Genomic DNA, 15,248 nt, shown 5'->3' with positions numbered 1-15,248 from the left:
GAAGACCTAGTGGCTGGCTTTGTCCCGCTTCCAGCCCCGGTGCTTGATGTCGAGCTGCAGGCTGTACAGCGCGGTGAACGCCGGGAACAGGTTCTGCAGCACGCCTACCGAGTCCTGCTTGGCCGAGAACAGGAAGTAGCTCAGCGTCATCAGGCTGCCGACCACGCTCATGTACCAGAACAGGCGCGGAATCACCGGCTTGCCGGCGCGTTTGGAGGCGATGAACTGAACCAGCCAGCGGCCCCCGAACATCAGCGCGCCGGTATAGCCGATCAGCTTCCAGCCGGTCACATGCAGGCCGGTCCAGTACAGCCAGGTGAGCGGCTGGTCGAGCCAGTGCAGCTCCAGATCCATCAACGCTCCTCCACCGCGGTGCGCTTGCTGCGGGTGATCAGCCAGGCCACGCCACGCAGGTCACGGATGCCAACCAGGGCGCGGCCGAGGTTGTTGTACTTGGAGACACCGGCGGTACGGTGGCGGTGGTTGACCGGCACGCTGGTGGTCTTCCAGCCGGCGCGCTGCATCAGCGCCGGCAGGTAGCGGTGCATGTGGTCAAAATACGGCAGGTCGAGGAACGCGCTGCGCTCGAACAGCTTGATGCCGCAGCCGGTATCGGGCGTATCGTCGCGCAGCATGCGTGCACGGATGGCATTGGCCCACTTGCTGGCCCAGCGCTTGCTGCCGCTGTCCTGACGGTTGACGCGCCACCCGGCAAACAGCTTCACCTGCGCCTCGGCCGCATCGCGCGCCGCCAGCAGCTTGGGAATGTCGGCCGGATCATTCTGCCCGTCGCCATCCAGGGTCGCGATCCACGGCGCACGTGCGTGCTTGACGCCGGTGCGCACGGCGGTGCTCTGCCCGCTCTGGTTCACATGGTGCAGCACCCGCAGTTCCGGGGTGGTCGCCTTCAGGCCCTGCAGCACCGCCAGGGTGTCATCGCGCGAGTGATCGTCGATGTAGACGATCTCGAACGGAAGCCGCCCACGCAGTGCGGCGGTGATTTCGGCAACCAGCGGGGCGACATTGTCGCGTTCGTTGAACACCGGGACGACAACGGAAAGCTCGGGTTGGCTCATAAGGCACTCGGCCAAAGGGGGACAAAGACCGCGCATTCTCCGAAGCCGAGGTTATCCGAAGATGAATCCGGCTGTGTGAGGATCCCTCCTCAGGCGCGGTCGCCAAAATACTCGCGGCACCACTGCACGACGGGGGGCAACCCTGCTTCGATCGGGGTCACCGCGTCGAAGCCGAATGCGTCATGGGCGCGCCGGGTATCGGCCATCGTGCGCACCATGTCGCCCGGCTGCATCGGCTTGTAGACCTTCTGCGCGGGGCGACCGGCGGCCTGCTCGATCACGCTGATGAAGCGCTCCAGCTCGACCGGCGTATGGTTGCCGAGGTTGAACACCCGGTGCGGTACCGGACCATCGGCCGGATGCGCGAGCGCGCCGAGAATACCGGACACGATGTCGGAGACATGTGTGAAGTCGCGCTGCATGCGGCCTTCGTTGAACACGTCGATCGGCCGCCCGGCCAGCACCGCGCGCGAGAAGAGCAACGGTGCCATGTCCGGCCGGCCCCACGGGCCATACACGGTGAAGAAGCGCAGGCCGGTGGCATGCAGGCCGTACAGCTGCGCGTAGGTGTAGGCCATCAGCTCGTTGGCCGCCTTGGTGGCCGCATACAGCGAGCGCGGCTGGTCCACGCGCTGGTCCTCGGAGAACGGCGGCGTGGCCGAATCACCGTAGACCGAGCTGCTCGACGCATACACCAGATGCTGCACGCCACGGTGGCGGCACAGCTCGAGCATGTTGACGAAGCCGACCAGATTGCTGTCGACGTAGGCCTGCGGGTTTTCCAGCGAATAGCGCACGCCCGCCTGTGCAGCCAGATGGATCACCGCGGTCGGCTTCACCTCGTCGAACAGCGCAGCCAGGCCCTGCTGGTCGGTCAGGTCGAGCGTGCGCAGGTCCAGCGCCGGGCACAGCGCGGCCACGCGGTCGCGCTTGATCTGCGGGTCGTAGTAGTCGTTGAAGTTGTCCAGGCCGGCCACCGGCTGGCCCGCCTCCAGCAGCGCGCGGGCGGTGTAGGCACCGATGAAGCCGGCAGCGCCGGTAAGCAGGATGGTCATGGCAGGGGCCCGGAAGCAGAAATTCAGGCCCCTGATGTTACCGGTCTCAGAACAAACCGAAACGCTTCCTGGCGACGTTGACCCGGCCCGGCTCGATCACATCGTTGATCTGCTTCGCATCGAAGCGGTCGAGCAGGGCGTCGGCGCCCTTCTTCAGCTTCAGGTCCATCTCTTCCGGATACAGCGGAACCAGGCTCATGAAGCTGATGGTCCTGCCATCCTCCAGCTCCAGCGTGGCGAAGTCCTCCGGAGCAGTCACCGGCATCAGCACGATGGCACCGTCGAAGCCTGCTCCGGGCGCATAAGGCTCGCTGGGATGGCCGTTGGGAATGGTGTGGCCGAAGCCCAGCCACGTGTCGTACTCGTGCGGCAGCCGCGCCATGCCCTTCAGCAGGCGCACCGGCCAGTAATTGCGCTCGTCCTCGAAGGCGTCCTGGGACATCGGCCAGTCGGCCGGCAGGGTCACCATCAGCTCCATGTAGCGCGGCACATCCGCGTCCACGTCGGCGGGCACGGTCATCGGCAGGTCGCTCATGCCGGAGGTGACCAGGCGCAGGTACGGGCAGTGGTCATTGGCCGGCACCACGTGCACGTCAATGTGCACCAGGTCGGAAATGAGTTCGTGCAGGACCGTGGCGATCGGTCCGAGATGGCGCTCGATATGGCCGCTGATCGCTTCGATGTGCTGCTCTTCGCCGATGGCGAGCACAAAGTCCTTTTCGCGCCGGTGCCTCAGTATCTGGGTACCGTCCGGGCTGACGTCCTCGTACTCGTATTCGTTGCTCATGTCCTGCTCCCTGGATGAGGCCACGGACCGGAGAGCAGTGCATCCCCCGGCGCGCGCGGCGGTGCGTTCCCTGTCATCTGCAGGACGCGGCAGGAACAGGCCGCATCCCCTGGCGCTGCGCCGGGCTCAGCCCTGGCGCGTACGCAGTTTTTCCAGCACGCCGTCCAGGGTATCCAGGTCGGTGTAATGGATGATCAATTTGCCCTTGCCGCCACGGCCGTGATTGATCGCCACCTTGGCCCCCAGCGCTTCGGACAGCTCGGTTTCCAGCGAGGCGATGTCGGCCTGCTGCACCTTCGGCGTGGCCACCGGGCGGTTGCTGGGCACCTTGCCAGCGGCGAAGGCCTGCGCACGGCGCTCGACCTCGCGCACCGACCAGCCTTCGTCGGCCGCTTCCTGCGCCAGCTTGCCGGCCAGCTCGGGGGCCAGGGTCAGCAGCGCACGGGCATGGCCCATTTCCAGGCGGCGGGTTTCCAGCAGCAGGCGGATCGCCACCGGCAGCTCCAGCAGGCGCAGCAGGTTGGACACCGCCGCGCGCGAGCGGCCGACGGCCTCGGCGGCCTCGGCATGGGTCAGGGTGAATTCGCTGATCAGGCGCTGCAGCGCCTCGGCTTCTTCCAGCGGGTTGAGGTCTTCGCGCTGGATGTTCTCGATCAGCGCCATCGCGATGACGGTGCGGTCTTCCAGCTCGCGCACCACCACCGGCACTTCGTCCAGGCCGGCCAGCTGCGAGGCGCGCCAACGGCGCTCACCGGCGACGATTTCGTAGTTGCCTGCCGGCAGCTGGCGCACCAGGATCGGCTGGATCACGCCCTGCGACTTGATCGAGTCGGCCAGCTCGGAGAGCTTGCCCTCGTCCATCTCGCGGCGCGGCTGGTACTTGCCCGGCTGCAGCTGGCCGACCGGCAACTTGCGCAGCACTTCACCCGGCAGCGGTTCGATCACCGCAGTGGTGGCCTGCACCTGGCTGACCGCGCCTTTCGGGCCCAGCAGCGCGTCCAGGCCACGGCCGAGGCCTCGCTTCTTGGCTGCCGGCTTGCTGCTGGTCATCAGACGGTCTCCACGGCCTTGGCGGCCTTGTTGCGTTCGTTGTTGCGGCGGATGATCTCGCCGGCCAGGCCCAGGTAGGCCACGCCACCGCGCGAGGCGCGGTCGTAGCCGACGATGCTCTGGCCATGGCTGGGCGCCTCGGCCAGGCGCACGTTGCGCGGCACGATGGTGCGGAACACGCGGTCGCCGAAGTGCTCGGTGAGCTCGGCCGAGACCGCGTTGGCCAGGTTGTTGCGCACATCGAACATGGTGCGCAGCACGCCTTCGATCTCCAGCGCCGGGTTGAGGTTGGCACGCAGCGCTTCGATGGTTTCCACCAGCGCGCTCAGGCCTTCCAGTGCGTAGTACTCGCACTGCATCGGTACGATCACCGAATCGGCGGCGGCCAGCGCGTTGAGCGTCAGCAGCGACAGCGCCGGCGGGCAGTCGATCAGGATGTAGTCGTACTCGTCGCGGATCGGTGCCAGCGCGCGCTTCAGGCGCTGCTCGCGCTCGCTCTGCGCCATCAGCTGGATCTCGGCCGCGGTCAGGTCGATGTTGCCCGGCAGCAGGTCGTAGCCTTCGGCCGTCTGCACGCGCACATCGGCGGCGCTGGACTCGCCCAGCAGCAGATCGTAGGTGGAGGAGACCAGCTCGCGCTTGTCCACGCCACTACCCATGGTCGCGTTGCCCTGCGAATCCAGGTCGACCAACAGCACGCGCTTGGGTGCGTTGGCCAGGGAAGCGGCCAGGTTGACGGCGGTCGTGGTCTTGCCGACGCCACCCTTCTGGTTGGCGATGGCGATGATGCGGGCCATGCGGGTGTGCCTCGTCGACGTGTGCTGGGACCGGTCATTATGCGTACAACCGGGCCCTTGCGGAAATCGTGGATCGCCAACCTCTTGTTCCACAAGGGGCTGGCGACGGGAATCAGGGACCTGTAACAGTGACCAGGTGGCGTTCGCCGGCCAGGCCGGGCACGCTCAACGGGGTCACCTCGCGCACCTGCCAGCCAGCCGGCAGCTCCGCGATCTCTTCATGCGGGTAGACGCCCTTCATGGCCAACAGCACGCCGCCGGGGCGCAACAGATGGCCACCGACGCGGACGATGCCGGCCAGGGTGTCCATCGCACGCGCGGTCAGCTGGTCGTAGTGGCCAGCTTCGTCCAGCGCCTCGGCGCGCGATTCGGCCACGCGGGCATTGCCCAGACCGAGCTGGCGCACGGCCTCGCGCATGAAGCGCGCCTTCTTGCCGTTGCTCTCCACCAGGGTGACCTGCAGGCCCGGGCAGGCGATCGCCAGCGGGATGCCGGGCAAGCCGGGACCAGTACCGAGGTCGGCCAGGCTGCCATCAGCCACGAACGGCTGCATCGCCAGCGAGTCGAGCAGGTGGCGGGTGACCATCTCCTGCGGATCGCGGATGGCGGTGAGGTTGTAGGTGCCGTTCCAGCGGTGCAGCAGGGCCAGGTAACGCAGCAGCGGCGGCGCCAGCGCGGCGTCCAGGCCCATGCTGGCCAGGCCCTGTTCCAGCGTGGCAGCCACGCTGGCGGGAAGTGGGTGTTCGCTCATGCCGCCATTATCGCCGGTTTTGCGCGCTGATTCCCCGCTTCAGTGTGGATACCAGGCCAATGCCGCACGGAACTGGCCGGTGGCCTGCCATTCGTGCAGGTGCCAGCGCGCGGCCTCGCCCAGTTCCGGGTCGCACCAGCGCAGGTGCAGGGCGCCATCGGCCCCCGGTGCCAACTGCAGGCGGTGCAGGCCGAACGAGATGCCCTGCCCGTGCGCCTTCAGGATGGCCTCCTTGACGCACCACACGCGGAAGAACCAGTGCTCGCGCCCGGCCTCGTCCAGGCTTTCCAGCCAGGCCACTTCCTCGGGGTGGAAGAAGCGCTGCACGATTTCCAGAAGACGCGGCCGCGGGCGCAGCAGTTCCAGGTCCACGCCCAACCGCACGCCCTCGCCCAGCGCCACCAGCAGCACCTCGCCGCTGTGGCTCCAGCCGGTCCCGTAGTGGGCCAACGGGCCGCTCAGCTCCGGCCGGCCCTTGTCGTCACGGACCAGTGGCAGCGTCTGCGGATCGGTGCCCAGCGCCTGCGCCAGTACCTGCCGCGCCCGCGGTTCACCGCGCTGGCCCGGCACGTGCGGACGCCGCCAGACCGTTACCGGACCGAAGCGCCACGGGCCGTCGAGGGTGGCTGGCAGGCTCATCCGCACGCGCCCATCACGCAATTGCACGACGGGTTCACGGCCGTGCGCGTCAACTGGTCACAGTTTCCCACCGGAGGTTCGATCATGGGCATCATCATCTGGCTGATCGTCGGCGGCATCGTAGGCTGGCTGGCCAGCATCATCATGAAGCGCGATGCCCAGCAGGGCATCATCCTCAACATCGTGGTCGGCATCGTCGGCGCGCTGATTTCCGGCTGGCTGTTCGGCGGCGGCATCAACGAAGCGATCACCATCCGCACCTTCCTGTTCTCGCTGATCGGTGCGGTGATCCTGCTGGCAATCGTCAACCTGTTCACCCGCAAGAGCATACGGTGATCTGAGGGTAGTGCCGGCCGCTGGCCGGCAGACGTTTCAGAACGGGCCCGGCAATCGCCGGGCCCCGTTCTGTAGAGTCGAGCTTGCTCGACTGCATGGGAGATCAGTCGAGCAAGCTCGACTCTACTTCCACCCACGCCGGCGCGTGGTCACTCGGCCGTTCCCAGGTACGCGGCTCGCGGTCGATGCCCGAGGCCACCGCGCTGCCCTTCAGCGCGTCGGAGACCAGGGTCAGGTCGATGCGCAGGCCCAGGTTGCGGCGGAAACCGGCCGCACGGTAATCCCACCAGCTGAAGGTGCCCGCCTCGTCATTGTGCAGGCGGAAGCCATCGTGCAAGCCCAGCTGCAGCAGCTTGTTGAGTGCGCCGCGCTCGGCGGTGGAGGTCAGGATGTGGTTTTCGTTCCACACCTCCGGGTCGTGCACATCGCGCGCGTCCGGGGCGATGTTGAAGTCGCCCATCACGATCAGCTTCGGGTGCCGCTGCAGTTCTTCGGCGATCCACGCATGCACCGCCTCCAACCAGCGCAGTTTATAGTCGTACTTGTCGGTGCCGATGTCCTGGCCGTTGACCACGTACAGGTTGATCACCCGCAGGTCGCCGAAGGTACCGGCGATGACGCGCTTCTGCTCGTCCTCGAAGCCGGGAATGCCGATCTGCACATCCTGCGCCGGCTCACGCGACAGCAGCGCCACGCCGTTGTAGGTCTTCTGGCCGGCGAACACGCTGCGGTAGCCCGCGGCGATCAGCGCCGAATCGGGGAACTTGTGGTCCTCCAGCTTGGTTTCCTGGATACCGACGATGTCCGGGCCGAAGTCCTTGAGCCACTGCTCCAGGTGCGGCAGGCGGACATTGAGCGAATTGACGTTCCACGAGGCGATCTTCATGGGGGCATTCTACCCGGGTGGGCTTGGGTAGAGGCCGACCTTGGTCGGCCTCCCCCAATCCCTCCTAATCCTTTCCGCCAAAAAACCGACGCTTTCGACTTTTGGCCGAACATGACCGAAATTGGCGCCTGGGATATGATCGCTGCCGCAAGATGCCACCCGCCGCCGAGCGCCCCTGTATGGATACGCGTGTGACTGCCGACAGCAACTTTCACTTCCTGCAGGAACACGATCCCGTCTTCCTGAAGCTGGCGATGATGGCCGAACAGGTCTTCGCCAGTGATCCCAACACGACGCTGATCAAGCTGAGGCAACTTGGCGAGGCCATCGCACAGGACCTTGCCGCCCGTGCCGCCATTCGTCGGGATTCCCAGACCAGTCAAGCCAGCCTGTTGTATCAGTTGGGCCGTGAACTGCAATTGGATCCGAAGGTGCAAGACCTGTTCCGGGTCCTTCGTGTCGAGGGCAACAAGGCGACGCACGAATTTGCCACCCAGCATCGTGAAGCCATGGACGGCCTCAAAGTCGCGCGGGAACTGGCGATCTGGTACCACCGTGCTTTTGGCGCCAACGCAGCCCAGTTCAAGCCGGGCCCGTTCCTCCCCCCCAAGGATCCTGCAGCACCCCTGCGTGAGATCCAGCATCAGGTCGGCCAACTGCAAGCCGAGCTGGATGCCGCGCGTCAGCAGCACGATCAGAGCAAAGCCCTGATTGACCTGAAAGAGCGCGAGGTACAACTCAATGCAGAATTGGCTGAGGCTATGGATGCCGAGGCCCGGGAGCTCGCAGCGGCAGTCGCTCAGCGCGAACAGGAACTACAGCAGCTTCGGGCAGAGTTCGAGCAACGTGTAGCGGACCTTCAAGCTTCCGTCGGGGTCGCAACGAACGCGACGCAGCAGGTTGCCCGGAGCACACAGCGATCCAGCGCTAGCTTCGAGCTGAGCGAAGATCTCACCCGCATCCTGATTGACCAGCAGCTTCGAGATGCGGGATGGGAAGCCGACTCGCTGGAGCTCACCTACGCGAAAGGCGTCCGTCCGGAGAAGGGCCGCAACCTGGCCATTGCGGAATGGCCAACCTCTGTACCTCATGCCAATGCAGACTATGTGCTTTTCATCGGTCTGACGCCTGTTGCCATCGTTGAGGCCAAGCGCAAGGGGGTCAATGTCGCCGATCGCATTCCTCAAGCCGAGCGCTATGCGCGCGACCTGACCGCTGAGGGTGGCGTCGAAATGGCGTGGGCCGGTGCAGGCTTGCATGCTGGCTGGGAGGACGGCCAGAGTGGAACGTTCCAAGTACCCTTGGCATTCGCCTGCAATGGACGTCCATTCGTCAAGCAACTTGCCGAACAGTCGGGTGTCTGGTTCCGCGATCTTCGCTCGCCCTCCAATCTGCGGCGCGCACTGCACGGTTTCCATACCCCAGCGGATATTCTGGACCAGCTCAAGCGGGACCGCGCCAAGGCAGAGGCGGAGCTCGAACATGAAGGTATGAGCTACCTTCGCTTGCGCGACTACCAGCAGCATGCGATCCATGCCGTGGAAGAGGCCCTCGCCACCGGCGAGCGCAACTGTCTGTTGGCAATGGCCACCGGTACTGGCAAGACGCGCACCATGATCGGATTGATCTACCGGTTGCTCAAGAGCGAGCGGTTCAATCGCATCCTGTTCCTTGTGGATCGCTCGGCACTAGGCACACAGGCCAGTGAAGCAATGGCCGAGATGACGCTGGAACAGAATCAGACTCTGGCCCAGATCTACAACCTCGACGGGTTGGATGACACGCGAACTGCCGACGAGACACGAGTTCAGGTCGCAACCGTACAGGCAATGGTAAGGCGCATCTTCCATTCGGACACGCCGCCAGCAATCGGAACGTTCGATTGCATCGTGGTCGACGAGGCCCACCGCGGCTACACCCTCGACCAGGACATGACCGAGGGTGAGCTGGCCGTGCGCGATCATGCGCAGTACCTGTCGCAGTATCGCCGGGTTCTGGACTACTTTGATGCCTGCCGAATTGGTCTGACAGCGACCCCGGCCAAGCACACAACCGAAATTTTCGGAAAGCCCATCTACACCTACAGCTATCGGGAAGCTGTAGCTGACGATTGGCTGATCGACCACGAGCCCCCGATCCGTTTCGAAACACTGCTCAGCCGCAACGGCATTCATTTCGACAGTGGAGATCAGGTCAGTGTGGTCAACATCCACACGGGCGAAGTGGACACCGCGGAGCTGGAGGACGAGCTTGATTTCAATATCGAGTCGTTCAACCGTCGTGTCATTACACCCAATTTTGATCGGGTCGTCTGTGAGCAGCTTGCCAAGGAACTTGATCCTGATGGCGAGGAGAAGACGCTGATCTTCTGTGTCAGCAAGAAGCACGCAGAGCACGTCAAGAACCGGCTGGATGAAGCACTGAAGGCCATGCATGGCGATCAGTACAATCAGGCGAGCGTCGCGGTCATTGTCGGGGATAGCGACAAGGTCGACCAGCTCATTCGTTGCTTCAAGAATGAGCGCTATCCCAATATCGCAATTACCGTTGATTTGCTTACCACCGGCATCGACGTGCCCACCATCAGCAATCTGGTCTTCATGCGTCGGGTCCGCTCGCGCATCCTCTATGAACAGATGAAGGGGCGCGCGACCCGTCGCTGTGATGAGATCGGCAAGACCGTATTCCACATCTTCGATCCGGTGGATCTGTATGCCGCCCTTGAAGAGGTGGACACCATGAAACCGCTCGTTAAGGACCCGAACGTCAGTATCGAGCAACTCATTGGTGAGCTTGGCCATGAAGCGAGCTTCAGCGCACCAGGCAATGAAGGCGGAAGCCATGCGGATGATGCGCTGGCCCAACTGAGCCAACGCATCATGCGTGTGCTGCGCCAGGCCGAGCATAAGGCTGAGCGCAGGAAAGATGTACGCGAGAAGCTCGATGCGCTGGAGGCCGAATGGGGTGTGCCGCCTTCACAGCTGCACAAGCATCTGCATGGACTGGGAGCACGTGAGGCAGCCTCGTTCCTGAAGCGTCATTCCAACTTGCCGCAACAACTGCAGGAAGTGAACCAGCTGTTGGGAACCGAGCGTTACCCCATCATTGCCGAGCATCAAGACGAACTGCTCTCACGCGAGCAGAGCTATGGCGTGAATGAGGCTCCGGAGGACTATCTGGACAGCTTCAACGCATTCATTCGGGATCAGATCAACCAATCCGCGGCCCTGAGTGTCATCGTCAACCGGCCGCGAGACCTGACCCGGGCACAGTTGAAGGAGGTTCGCCTGCTGCTGGACCAGAATGGCTACAGTGAGGCGCATCTGCGGGGCGCCTGGCGTGACAGCACCCAGCAGGAAGTTGCAGCCAGCATCATCGGCCACATCCGGCGTGCGGCATTGGGGGAAGCGCTTGTACCCTTCGAGCAGCGCGTAGAGCGGGCAATGCGAGGTATCTACGCTCAGCAGGCGTGGACGCCGATGCAGCGAAAATGGCTGGGCCGCTTGGCCCAGCAACTGGTGCATGAAGTCGTCATGGACCGTGAAGACGTTCAACGGGTCTTCATCGGGGATGGCGGCGCGCCGCAGCTTGATCGCCTGCTGGAAGGCAGGCTGGACCATGTGCTCGACACCTTGGGCGAAACTGTCTGGGAACAGGCAGGTTGAATATAGCGGATGAGCCGATTAGGATGCATAATCGGCTCACCGAATGAGCCAAATAAGTTTTCCTGACCGGCTCACCGCACCGGACATCCGCCCATGAGCCCCCTGCATTGGATCTGGCAGCAGCCCGACTGGCCGCGCTTTCACTGGATGGCAGACGAGCTCGCTACAGACCTGCGCGAATGCCAGCAGGCGTATGGCCAACTGCTGGGCATGGCCGGGGCGGTTGCGGGTGACACGCAGTGCGAGCAGGCCCTCGACGCGCTGCTCTCCAATATCGTTACCTCTTCAGAGATCGAGGGCGAGCACCTGGATGTCGGCTCGGTCCGTTCATCGTTGGCGCGTCATCTTGGCATGGTCGATGCCGCACCGCGTCGCGCCACTGCCCGAAGCGAGGGGCTGGCCGCACTGACGCTCGACGCAACAGGTCACGCGCAGCAGCCCATGGATCTTGCGCGCCTGATGCGTTGGCATCACTGGCTGTTTCCTGATGAGGAAGACGCCCTGCTGACCACCCGCATCCAGATCGGGCAGTTGCGCGGCGACGCCCCCATGCAGGTCGTCTCCGGCAGGATCGACCGACCCCGCGTGCACTTCGAGGCCCCGCCCCGCCGCGGCCTGGAGTCGCAGCTGGAGGCCTTCATCGACTGGTTCAACAGCTCCCGCCAGGATGCGACACTCGACCCGCTGCTGCGCGCAGGCATCGCCCACCTCTGGTTCGTAACCCTGCACCCGTTCGATGACGGAAACGGCAGGCTGACCCGGGCACTGACCGACCTTGCACTGGCCCAGTCACAGCCGCAGGCAATCCGCTTTCATGCGCTCTCGGCCGCCATTCTGGCCGACCGCAGCGGCTATTACCTCAGCCTGGAGACGACCCAGAAGGGTGGATTGGACATCACCGCGTGGCTGCACTGGTTCCTGCAGACGCTGCATACCAGCCTGATGCAGGCGCTGCACCGCATCGACAAGGTCATGGCCAGAACGCGCTACTGGCAAGTGCACCGCGAGCAGCCACTGTCTGCCGAACAGACCAAGGTACTGAATCGCCTGCTGGAGGGTGGAGAACGAGGTTTCGCGCAAGGCATCAGTGCCAGCCAGTACCAGGCCGTGGCCAAGGTGTCCAAGGCCACCGCCACCCGCCACCTGGCCGACCTGCTGGAAAAAGGCTGCCTGCGCCGCCTGCCCGGCGGCGGCCGCAGTACCCGCTATGAAATCAACTGGCCGGCAACGGACGCGTCCCTGCCTGCCCTTACTGCACCTATGGAAGACAGCACCAATGAACCATAACGATATCGTCCAGAAACTCTGGAGCCTCTGCGACGTCCTGCGCGACGATGGCATCAACTACAGTGACTACGTCACTGAGCTGGTGTTGCTGCTGTTCCTGAAAATGGAATACGAGCAGGTGCAGAACAACGAAGCGTTCGAACACAAGCTTCCCGCAGGCTGCCGGTGGCCTGACCTCACAGCCCTGTCAGGTACCAAGCTGCTGACCGGCTACAAGCGCATGCTGCTCGATCTCAGCCAGAGCGATGATCTGATGATCGCGGCCATCTACGCCGATGCGCAGACCAGCCTGAAGGAGCCGCGGCATCTGGAGACGCTGATCAAGGCATTGGACGGCCTGGACTGGTTCAGCGCACGCGAGGATGGCCTGGGCGACCTGTACGAGGGTCTCCTGCAGAAGAACGCGAACGAGACCAAGTCTGGTGCGGGACAGTACTTCACCCCGCGCGCGTTGATCGACTCGATCATCCGCTGCCTGAGGCCACAGCCGGGTGAGACCATTCAAGACCCTGCAGCAGGTACCGCCGGCTTCCTTATTGCCGCAGATGGGTACATCAAGTCACAGACCGATGACCTGTACACCCTGACGGACAAGGAGCGCCGCTTCCAGCGCCGCAAGGCCTTTGTCGGCATGGAGCTCGTCCCGGGTACCCGTCGCCTGGCGCTGATGAACTGCCTGCTGCATGGCATTGATGGCGAGGGCGAAGGCGTGGTGCAGCTGGGCAACAGCTTGGGCAATGCAGGTGCAGGACTGGCCAAGGTGGACGTCATCCTTTCCAATCCGCCGTTCGGTACCGCCAAGGGCGGTGGCGGCCCCACCCGTGACGATCTGACCTATCGCACCAGCAACAAGCAGCTGGCCTTCCTGCAGCACATCTACCGCGGGCTCAAGCCGGGCGGGCGTGCGGCAGTGGTGCTGCCGGACAATGTGCTGTTTGAGTCTGGCGTCGGTACCGAGATCCGCCGCGACCTGATGGAGAAGTGCAATCTGCATACGCTGCTGCGCCTGCCCACCGGCATTTTCTACGCGCAGGGCGTAAAGACCAATGTGCTGTTCTTCCAGAAGGGTACGGCAGAGAATCCGCGCCAGGAAACGGGGTGCACGACCGCTACGTGGGTGTATGACCTGCGCAGCAACATGCCCAGCTTCGGCAAGCGGACGCCGTTTGGTCCCGTGCACTTGAAGCCGTTTGAAGAGGCTTACGGAGTAGACGCAAATGGGCGCAGCCCGCGAGTGGATGAGGGCGAGGAAGGCCGGTTCCGCTGCTTCACGCGCGATCAGATCAAGGAGCGCGGTGATTCGTTGGACATCACGTGGCTGAAGGATGCTGACAGCGTGGATGCGGGCAATCTGCCTGCGCCGGAAGTGCTGGCGGCTGAGGCGATGGCGGAGCTGTCGGAGGCGCTGAGGGAACTGGATGCGTTGATGCAGGCGCTTGGCGCTGGGGATGAGGCGTTGGAGCAGAAGCGGTTGTTGGCTGAGGTGATGGGTTTGGAAGTGGCATCTGGCGAGGTGGGTGGTGAATAAGCTCCCCGACGGTTGGGTCGAAACAACCCTCGGTGAAATAAGCACTCTGGGTCCCAAATCCAATTGGGATGACAGTGTCGAAGTGGGTTTTGTACCCATGTCCCATGCACCAACCAACTTCCGCGATGCTCTACGCTACGATGTTCGACCATGGCATGAAGTAAAGAAGGCCTACACCCACTTCGAGGATGGCGACGTCATTTTTGCAAAGGTTACGCCCTGCTTTGAAAATGGGAAGGCTGCCGTCGCACATGGCCTGCCAAACGGTGCCGGCGCAGGGAGCTCAGAGTTTCACGTTCTTCGTCCAGCTGACTCAGCGATATCGACAGGTTATCTTCTCTCAAATATCAAGAGTGCTGAATTCCTCAAAGAGGGCGAGGAGAGCATGACCGGTGCCGTTGGCTTGCGACGCGTACCCCGTGCGTTTGTCGAAAACTATCCCGTCCGTTTGCCTCCCGAAGCAGAGCAGAAGCGCATCGCGCAGAAGCTGGATCCGCTGCTGGCACATGTCGATGACCTCCAGACTCGTATCGATGCAGTCCCTGCGCTGCTCCGAAACTTTCGCGCCTCCATCCTCTCAGCCGCAGTTTCGGGTCGGGCTACGGCCAAGTCTGACCCCGCGGCCGAAGTGCCGTTGCCCCCCCTATCTCCCCTCGTCTTCTTCAAGAGTGAGGAGGCCACTGCCCCGGGCGACTGGAAGTGGCGGAAACTTGTAGACGTTGCCACCTTGGAGTCAGGCCACACACCGCGGAAGAGTGTGCCTGCCTACTGGGAAGGTGGGACTGTGCCCTGGATCAGCCTTCAGGACATCCGTGCTGCTGACGGCAAGGAAATATTCTTCACTAAGTTCATGCCCACAGAACTTGGCATTGAGAATTCCAGTGCTCGCCTTCTTCCGAAGGGAACAGTGTGCTTCTCGCGCGACATTTCCGTTGGCTTTGTCACCATCATGGGCCGCTCCATGGCAACGACTCAGCATTTTGCCAATTGGATCTGCGGCGATGAACTCCATCCGAAGTACTTGATGTATGCATTTATCGCCGCACGCGAGCACTTGCTGAAGTCTGGTCAGGGATCCACGGTGAAGACCATATATATGCCCGCTTTGAAGGAGCTCAGGATCCTGCTTCCTCCTCGTGCGGAGCAAGTCGAGATCGTGCGCCGTGTCGAGCAGCTTTTCGCTGTAGCCGATCAACTGGAGGCCAAGGTCGCTGAGGCCAAGCAGCGCATTGACGCCCTGACCCAAAGCATCCTCGCCAAAGCCTTCCGCGGTGAACTGGTGCCCCAGGATCCCAACGACGAGCCGGCCAGCGTACTGCTTGAGCGCATCCGCGCCCAGCGCGCTGCTGCACCCAAACCCAAGCGTGGCCGCAAGGCTGCATCCAACTGAT

General features: G+C 63.5%; 14 protein-coding genes. 5 read left to right on the top strand and 9 right to left on the bottom strand.

Translation table 11 applies throughout. The features are described from left to right. Nucleotides 1-6: 6 nt before the first annotated feature. The 8 genes from ACMZ91_RS09770 to ACMZ91_RS09735 form a co-directional block, all read right to left on the bottom strand. Entirely contained in the window at nt 7-354 is a 348-nt protein-coding gene (locus ACMZ91_RS09770; protein WP_005414908.1) for a lipid-A-disaccharide synthase N-terminal domain-containing protein, read from the bottom strand. Continuing rightward, a complete protein-coding gene (locus tag ACMZ91_RS09765; protein WP_005420380.1) occupies nt 354-1,076 on the bottom strand; it encodes a glycosyltransferase family 2 protein in 723 nt (240 codons plus the stop codon). Before ACMZ91_RS09765 ends, ACMZ91_RS09770 begins: the two co-directional genes overlap by 1 nt. 89 nt (nt 1,077-1,165) lie before the next feature. Further along, nucleotides 1,166-2,131 (bottom strand): NAD-dependent epimerase/dehydratase family protein, encoded by a 966-nt coding sequence (locus ACMZ91_RS09760; RefSeq protein ID WP_414578359.1) that lies wholly within the window; start codon nt 2,129-2,131, stop codon nt 1,166-1,168. Nucleotides 2,132-2,177: 46 nt separating this feature from the next. Continuing rightward, a complete protein-coding gene (locus ACMZ91_RS09755) occupies nt 2,178-2,918 on the bottom strand; it encodes a suppressor of fused domain protein (RefSeq protein ID WP_032128474.1) in 741 nt (246 codons plus the stop codon). 126 nt (nt 2,919-3,044) lie between these two features. Further along, complete coding sequence (locus ACMZ91_RS09750; RefSeq protein ID WP_005411652.1) at nt 3,045-3,968, bottom strand: ParB/RepB/Spo0J family partition protein; 924 nt, start codon at nt 3,966-3,968, stop codon at nt 3,045-3,047. Further along, nucleotides 3,968-4,765, bottom strand: a complete 798-nt coding sequence (locus tag ACMZ91_RS09745; protein WP_032128472.1) for a ParA family protein — start codon at nt 4,763-4,765, stop codon at nt 3,968-3,970. Before ACMZ91_RS09745 ends, ACMZ91_RS09750 begins: the two co-directional genes overlap by 1 nt. Nucleotides 4,766-4,877: 112 nt before the next feature. Continuing rightward, nucleotides 4,878-5,516 (bottom strand): 16S rRNA (guanine(527)-N(7))-methyltransferase RsmG, encoded by a 639-nt coding sequence (gene rsmG / locus ACMZ91_RS09740; RefSeq protein WP_012512505.1) that lies wholly within the window; start codon nt 5,514-5,516, stop codon nt 4,878-4,880. A 39-nt stretch (nt 5,517-5,555) separates the two neighbouring features. After that, on the bottom strand, nt 5,556-6,155 hold the full coding sequence (locus ACMZ91_RS09735) for a 4'-phosphopantetheinyl transferase family protein (protein ID WP_414578356.1): 600 nt from the start codon (nt 6,153-6,155) through the stop codon (nt 5,556-5,558). Between the two features lie 84 nt (nt 6,156-6,239). Between ACMZ91_RS09735 and ACMZ91_RS09730 the strand changes: the two genes are divergently transcribed. Then, the gene (locus ACMZ91_RS09730; protein WP_005411656.1) at nt 6,240-6,491 is read left to right on the top strand and encodes a GlsB/YeaQ/YmgE family stress response membrane protein; all 252 of its coding nucleotides are present in this window, start codon (nt 6,240-6,242) and stop codon (nt 6,489-6,491) included. Between the two features lie 103 nt (nt 6,492-6,594). Here the strand turns inward: ACMZ91_RS09730 and xth are convergent, their stop codons facing one another. After that, complete coding sequence (gene xth / locus ACMZ91_RS09725; RefSeq protein ID WP_049455824.1) at nt 6,595-7,377, bottom strand: exodeoxyribonuclease III; 783 nt, start codon at nt 7,375-7,377, stop codon at nt 6,595-6,597. Nucleotides 7,378-7,568: 191 nt separating this feature from the next. Between xth and hsdR the strand changes: the two genes are divergently transcribed. The 4 genes from hsdR (at nt 7,569) to ACMZ91_RS09705 (ending at nt 15,247) form a co-directional block, all read left to right on the top strand. Further along, the gene (hsdR, locus tag ACMZ91_RS09720) at nt 7,569-11,042 is read left to right on the top strand and encodes a type I restriction-modification system endonuclease (protein WP_414578277.1); all 3,474 of its coding nucleotides are present in this window, start codon (nt 7,569-7,571) and stop codon (nt 11,040-11,042) included. 93 nt (nt 11,043-11,135) lie between these two features. Beyond that, the gene (locus ACMZ91_RS09715; RefSeq protein ID WP_414578275.1) at nt 11,136-12,329 is read left to right on the top strand and encodes a Fic family protein; all 1,194 of its coding nucleotides are present in this window, start codon (nt 11,136-11,138) and stop codon (nt 12,327-12,329) included. Further along, complete coding sequence (locus ACMZ91_RS09710) at nt 12,319-13,857, top strand: class I SAM-dependent DNA methyltransferase (RefSeq protein WP_414578273.1); 1,539 nt, start codon at nt 12,319-12,321, stop codon at nt 13,855-13,857. Before ACMZ91_RS09715 ends, ACMZ91_RS09710 begins: the two co-directional genes overlap by 11 nt. After that, the gene (locus ACMZ91_RS09705; RefSeq protein WP_414578272.1) at nt 13,850-15,247 is read left to right on the top strand and encodes a restriction endonuclease subunit S; all 1,398 of its coding nucleotides are present in this window, start codon (nt 13,850-13,852) and stop codon (nt 15,245-15,247) included. Before ACMZ91_RS09710 ends, ACMZ91_RS09705 begins: the two co-directional genes overlap by 8 nt. Nucleotide 15,248: the final 1 nt, after the last annotated feature.

It is taken from the genome of Stenotrophomonas sp. FR024, assembly GCF_047500745.2.
GTDB classification, from domain to species: Bacteria; Pseudomonadota; Gammaproteobacteria; order Xanthomonadales; family Xanthomonadaceae; genus Stenotrophomonas; species Stenotrophomonas maltophilia_A.
The sequence above is the reverse complement of the archived record's forward strand: the minus strand, read 5'-3'. Positions and strand labels throughout refer to the sequence as shown.

Bases quoted from the DNA above. Each gene is read 5' to 3' on its own strand.
- ACMZ91_RS09770 (WP_005414908.1), bottom strand. From the start codon at position 354: ATGGATCTGGAGCTGCACTGGCTCGACCAGCCGCTCACCTGGCTGTAC.
- ACMZ91_RS09765 (WP_005420380.1), bottom strand. From the start codon at position 1,076: ATGAGCCAACCCGAGCTTTCCGTTGTCGTCCCGGTGTTCAACGAACGC.
- ACMZ91_RS09760 (WP_414578359.1), bottom strand. From the start codon at position 2,131: ATGACCATCCTGCTTACCGGCGCTGCCGGCTTCATCGGTGCCTACACC.
- ACMZ91_RS09755 (WP_032128474.1), bottom strand. From the start codon at position 2,918: ATGAGCAACGAATACGAGTACGAGGACGTCAGCCCGGACGGTACCCAG.
- ACMZ91_RS09750 (WP_005411652.1), bottom strand. From the start codon at position 3,968: ATGACCAGCAGCAAGCCGGCAGCCAAGAAGCGAGGCCTCGGCCGTGGC.
- ACMZ91_RS09745 (WP_032128472.1), bottom strand. From the start codon at position 4,765: ATGGCCCGCATCATCGCCATCGCCAACCAGAAGGGTGGCGTCGGCAAG.
- rsmG (WP_012512505.1), bottom strand. From the start codon at position 5,516: ATGAGCGAACACCCACTTCCCGCCAGCGTGGCTGCCACGCTGGAACAG.
- ACMZ91_RS09735 (WP_414578356.1), bottom strand. From the start codon at position 6,155: ATGAGCCTGCCAGCCACCCTCGACGGCCCGTGGCGCTTCGGTCCGGTA.
- ACMZ91_RS09730 (WP_005411656.1), top strand. From the start codon at position 6,240: ATGGGCATCATCATCTGGCTGATCGTCGGCGGCATCGTAGGCTGGCTG.
- xth (WP_049455824.1), bottom strand. From the start codon at position 7,377: ATGAAGATCGCCTCGTGGAACGTCAATTCGCTCAATGTCCGCCTGCCG.
- ACMZ91_RS09715 (WP_414578275.1), top strand. From the start codon at position 11,136: ATGAGCCCCCTGCATTGGATCTGGCAGCAGCCCGACTGGCCGCGCTTT.
- ACMZ91_RS09710 (WP_414578273.1), top strand. From the start codon at position 12,319: ATGAACCATAACGATATCGTCCAGAAACTCTGGAGCCTCTGCGACGTC.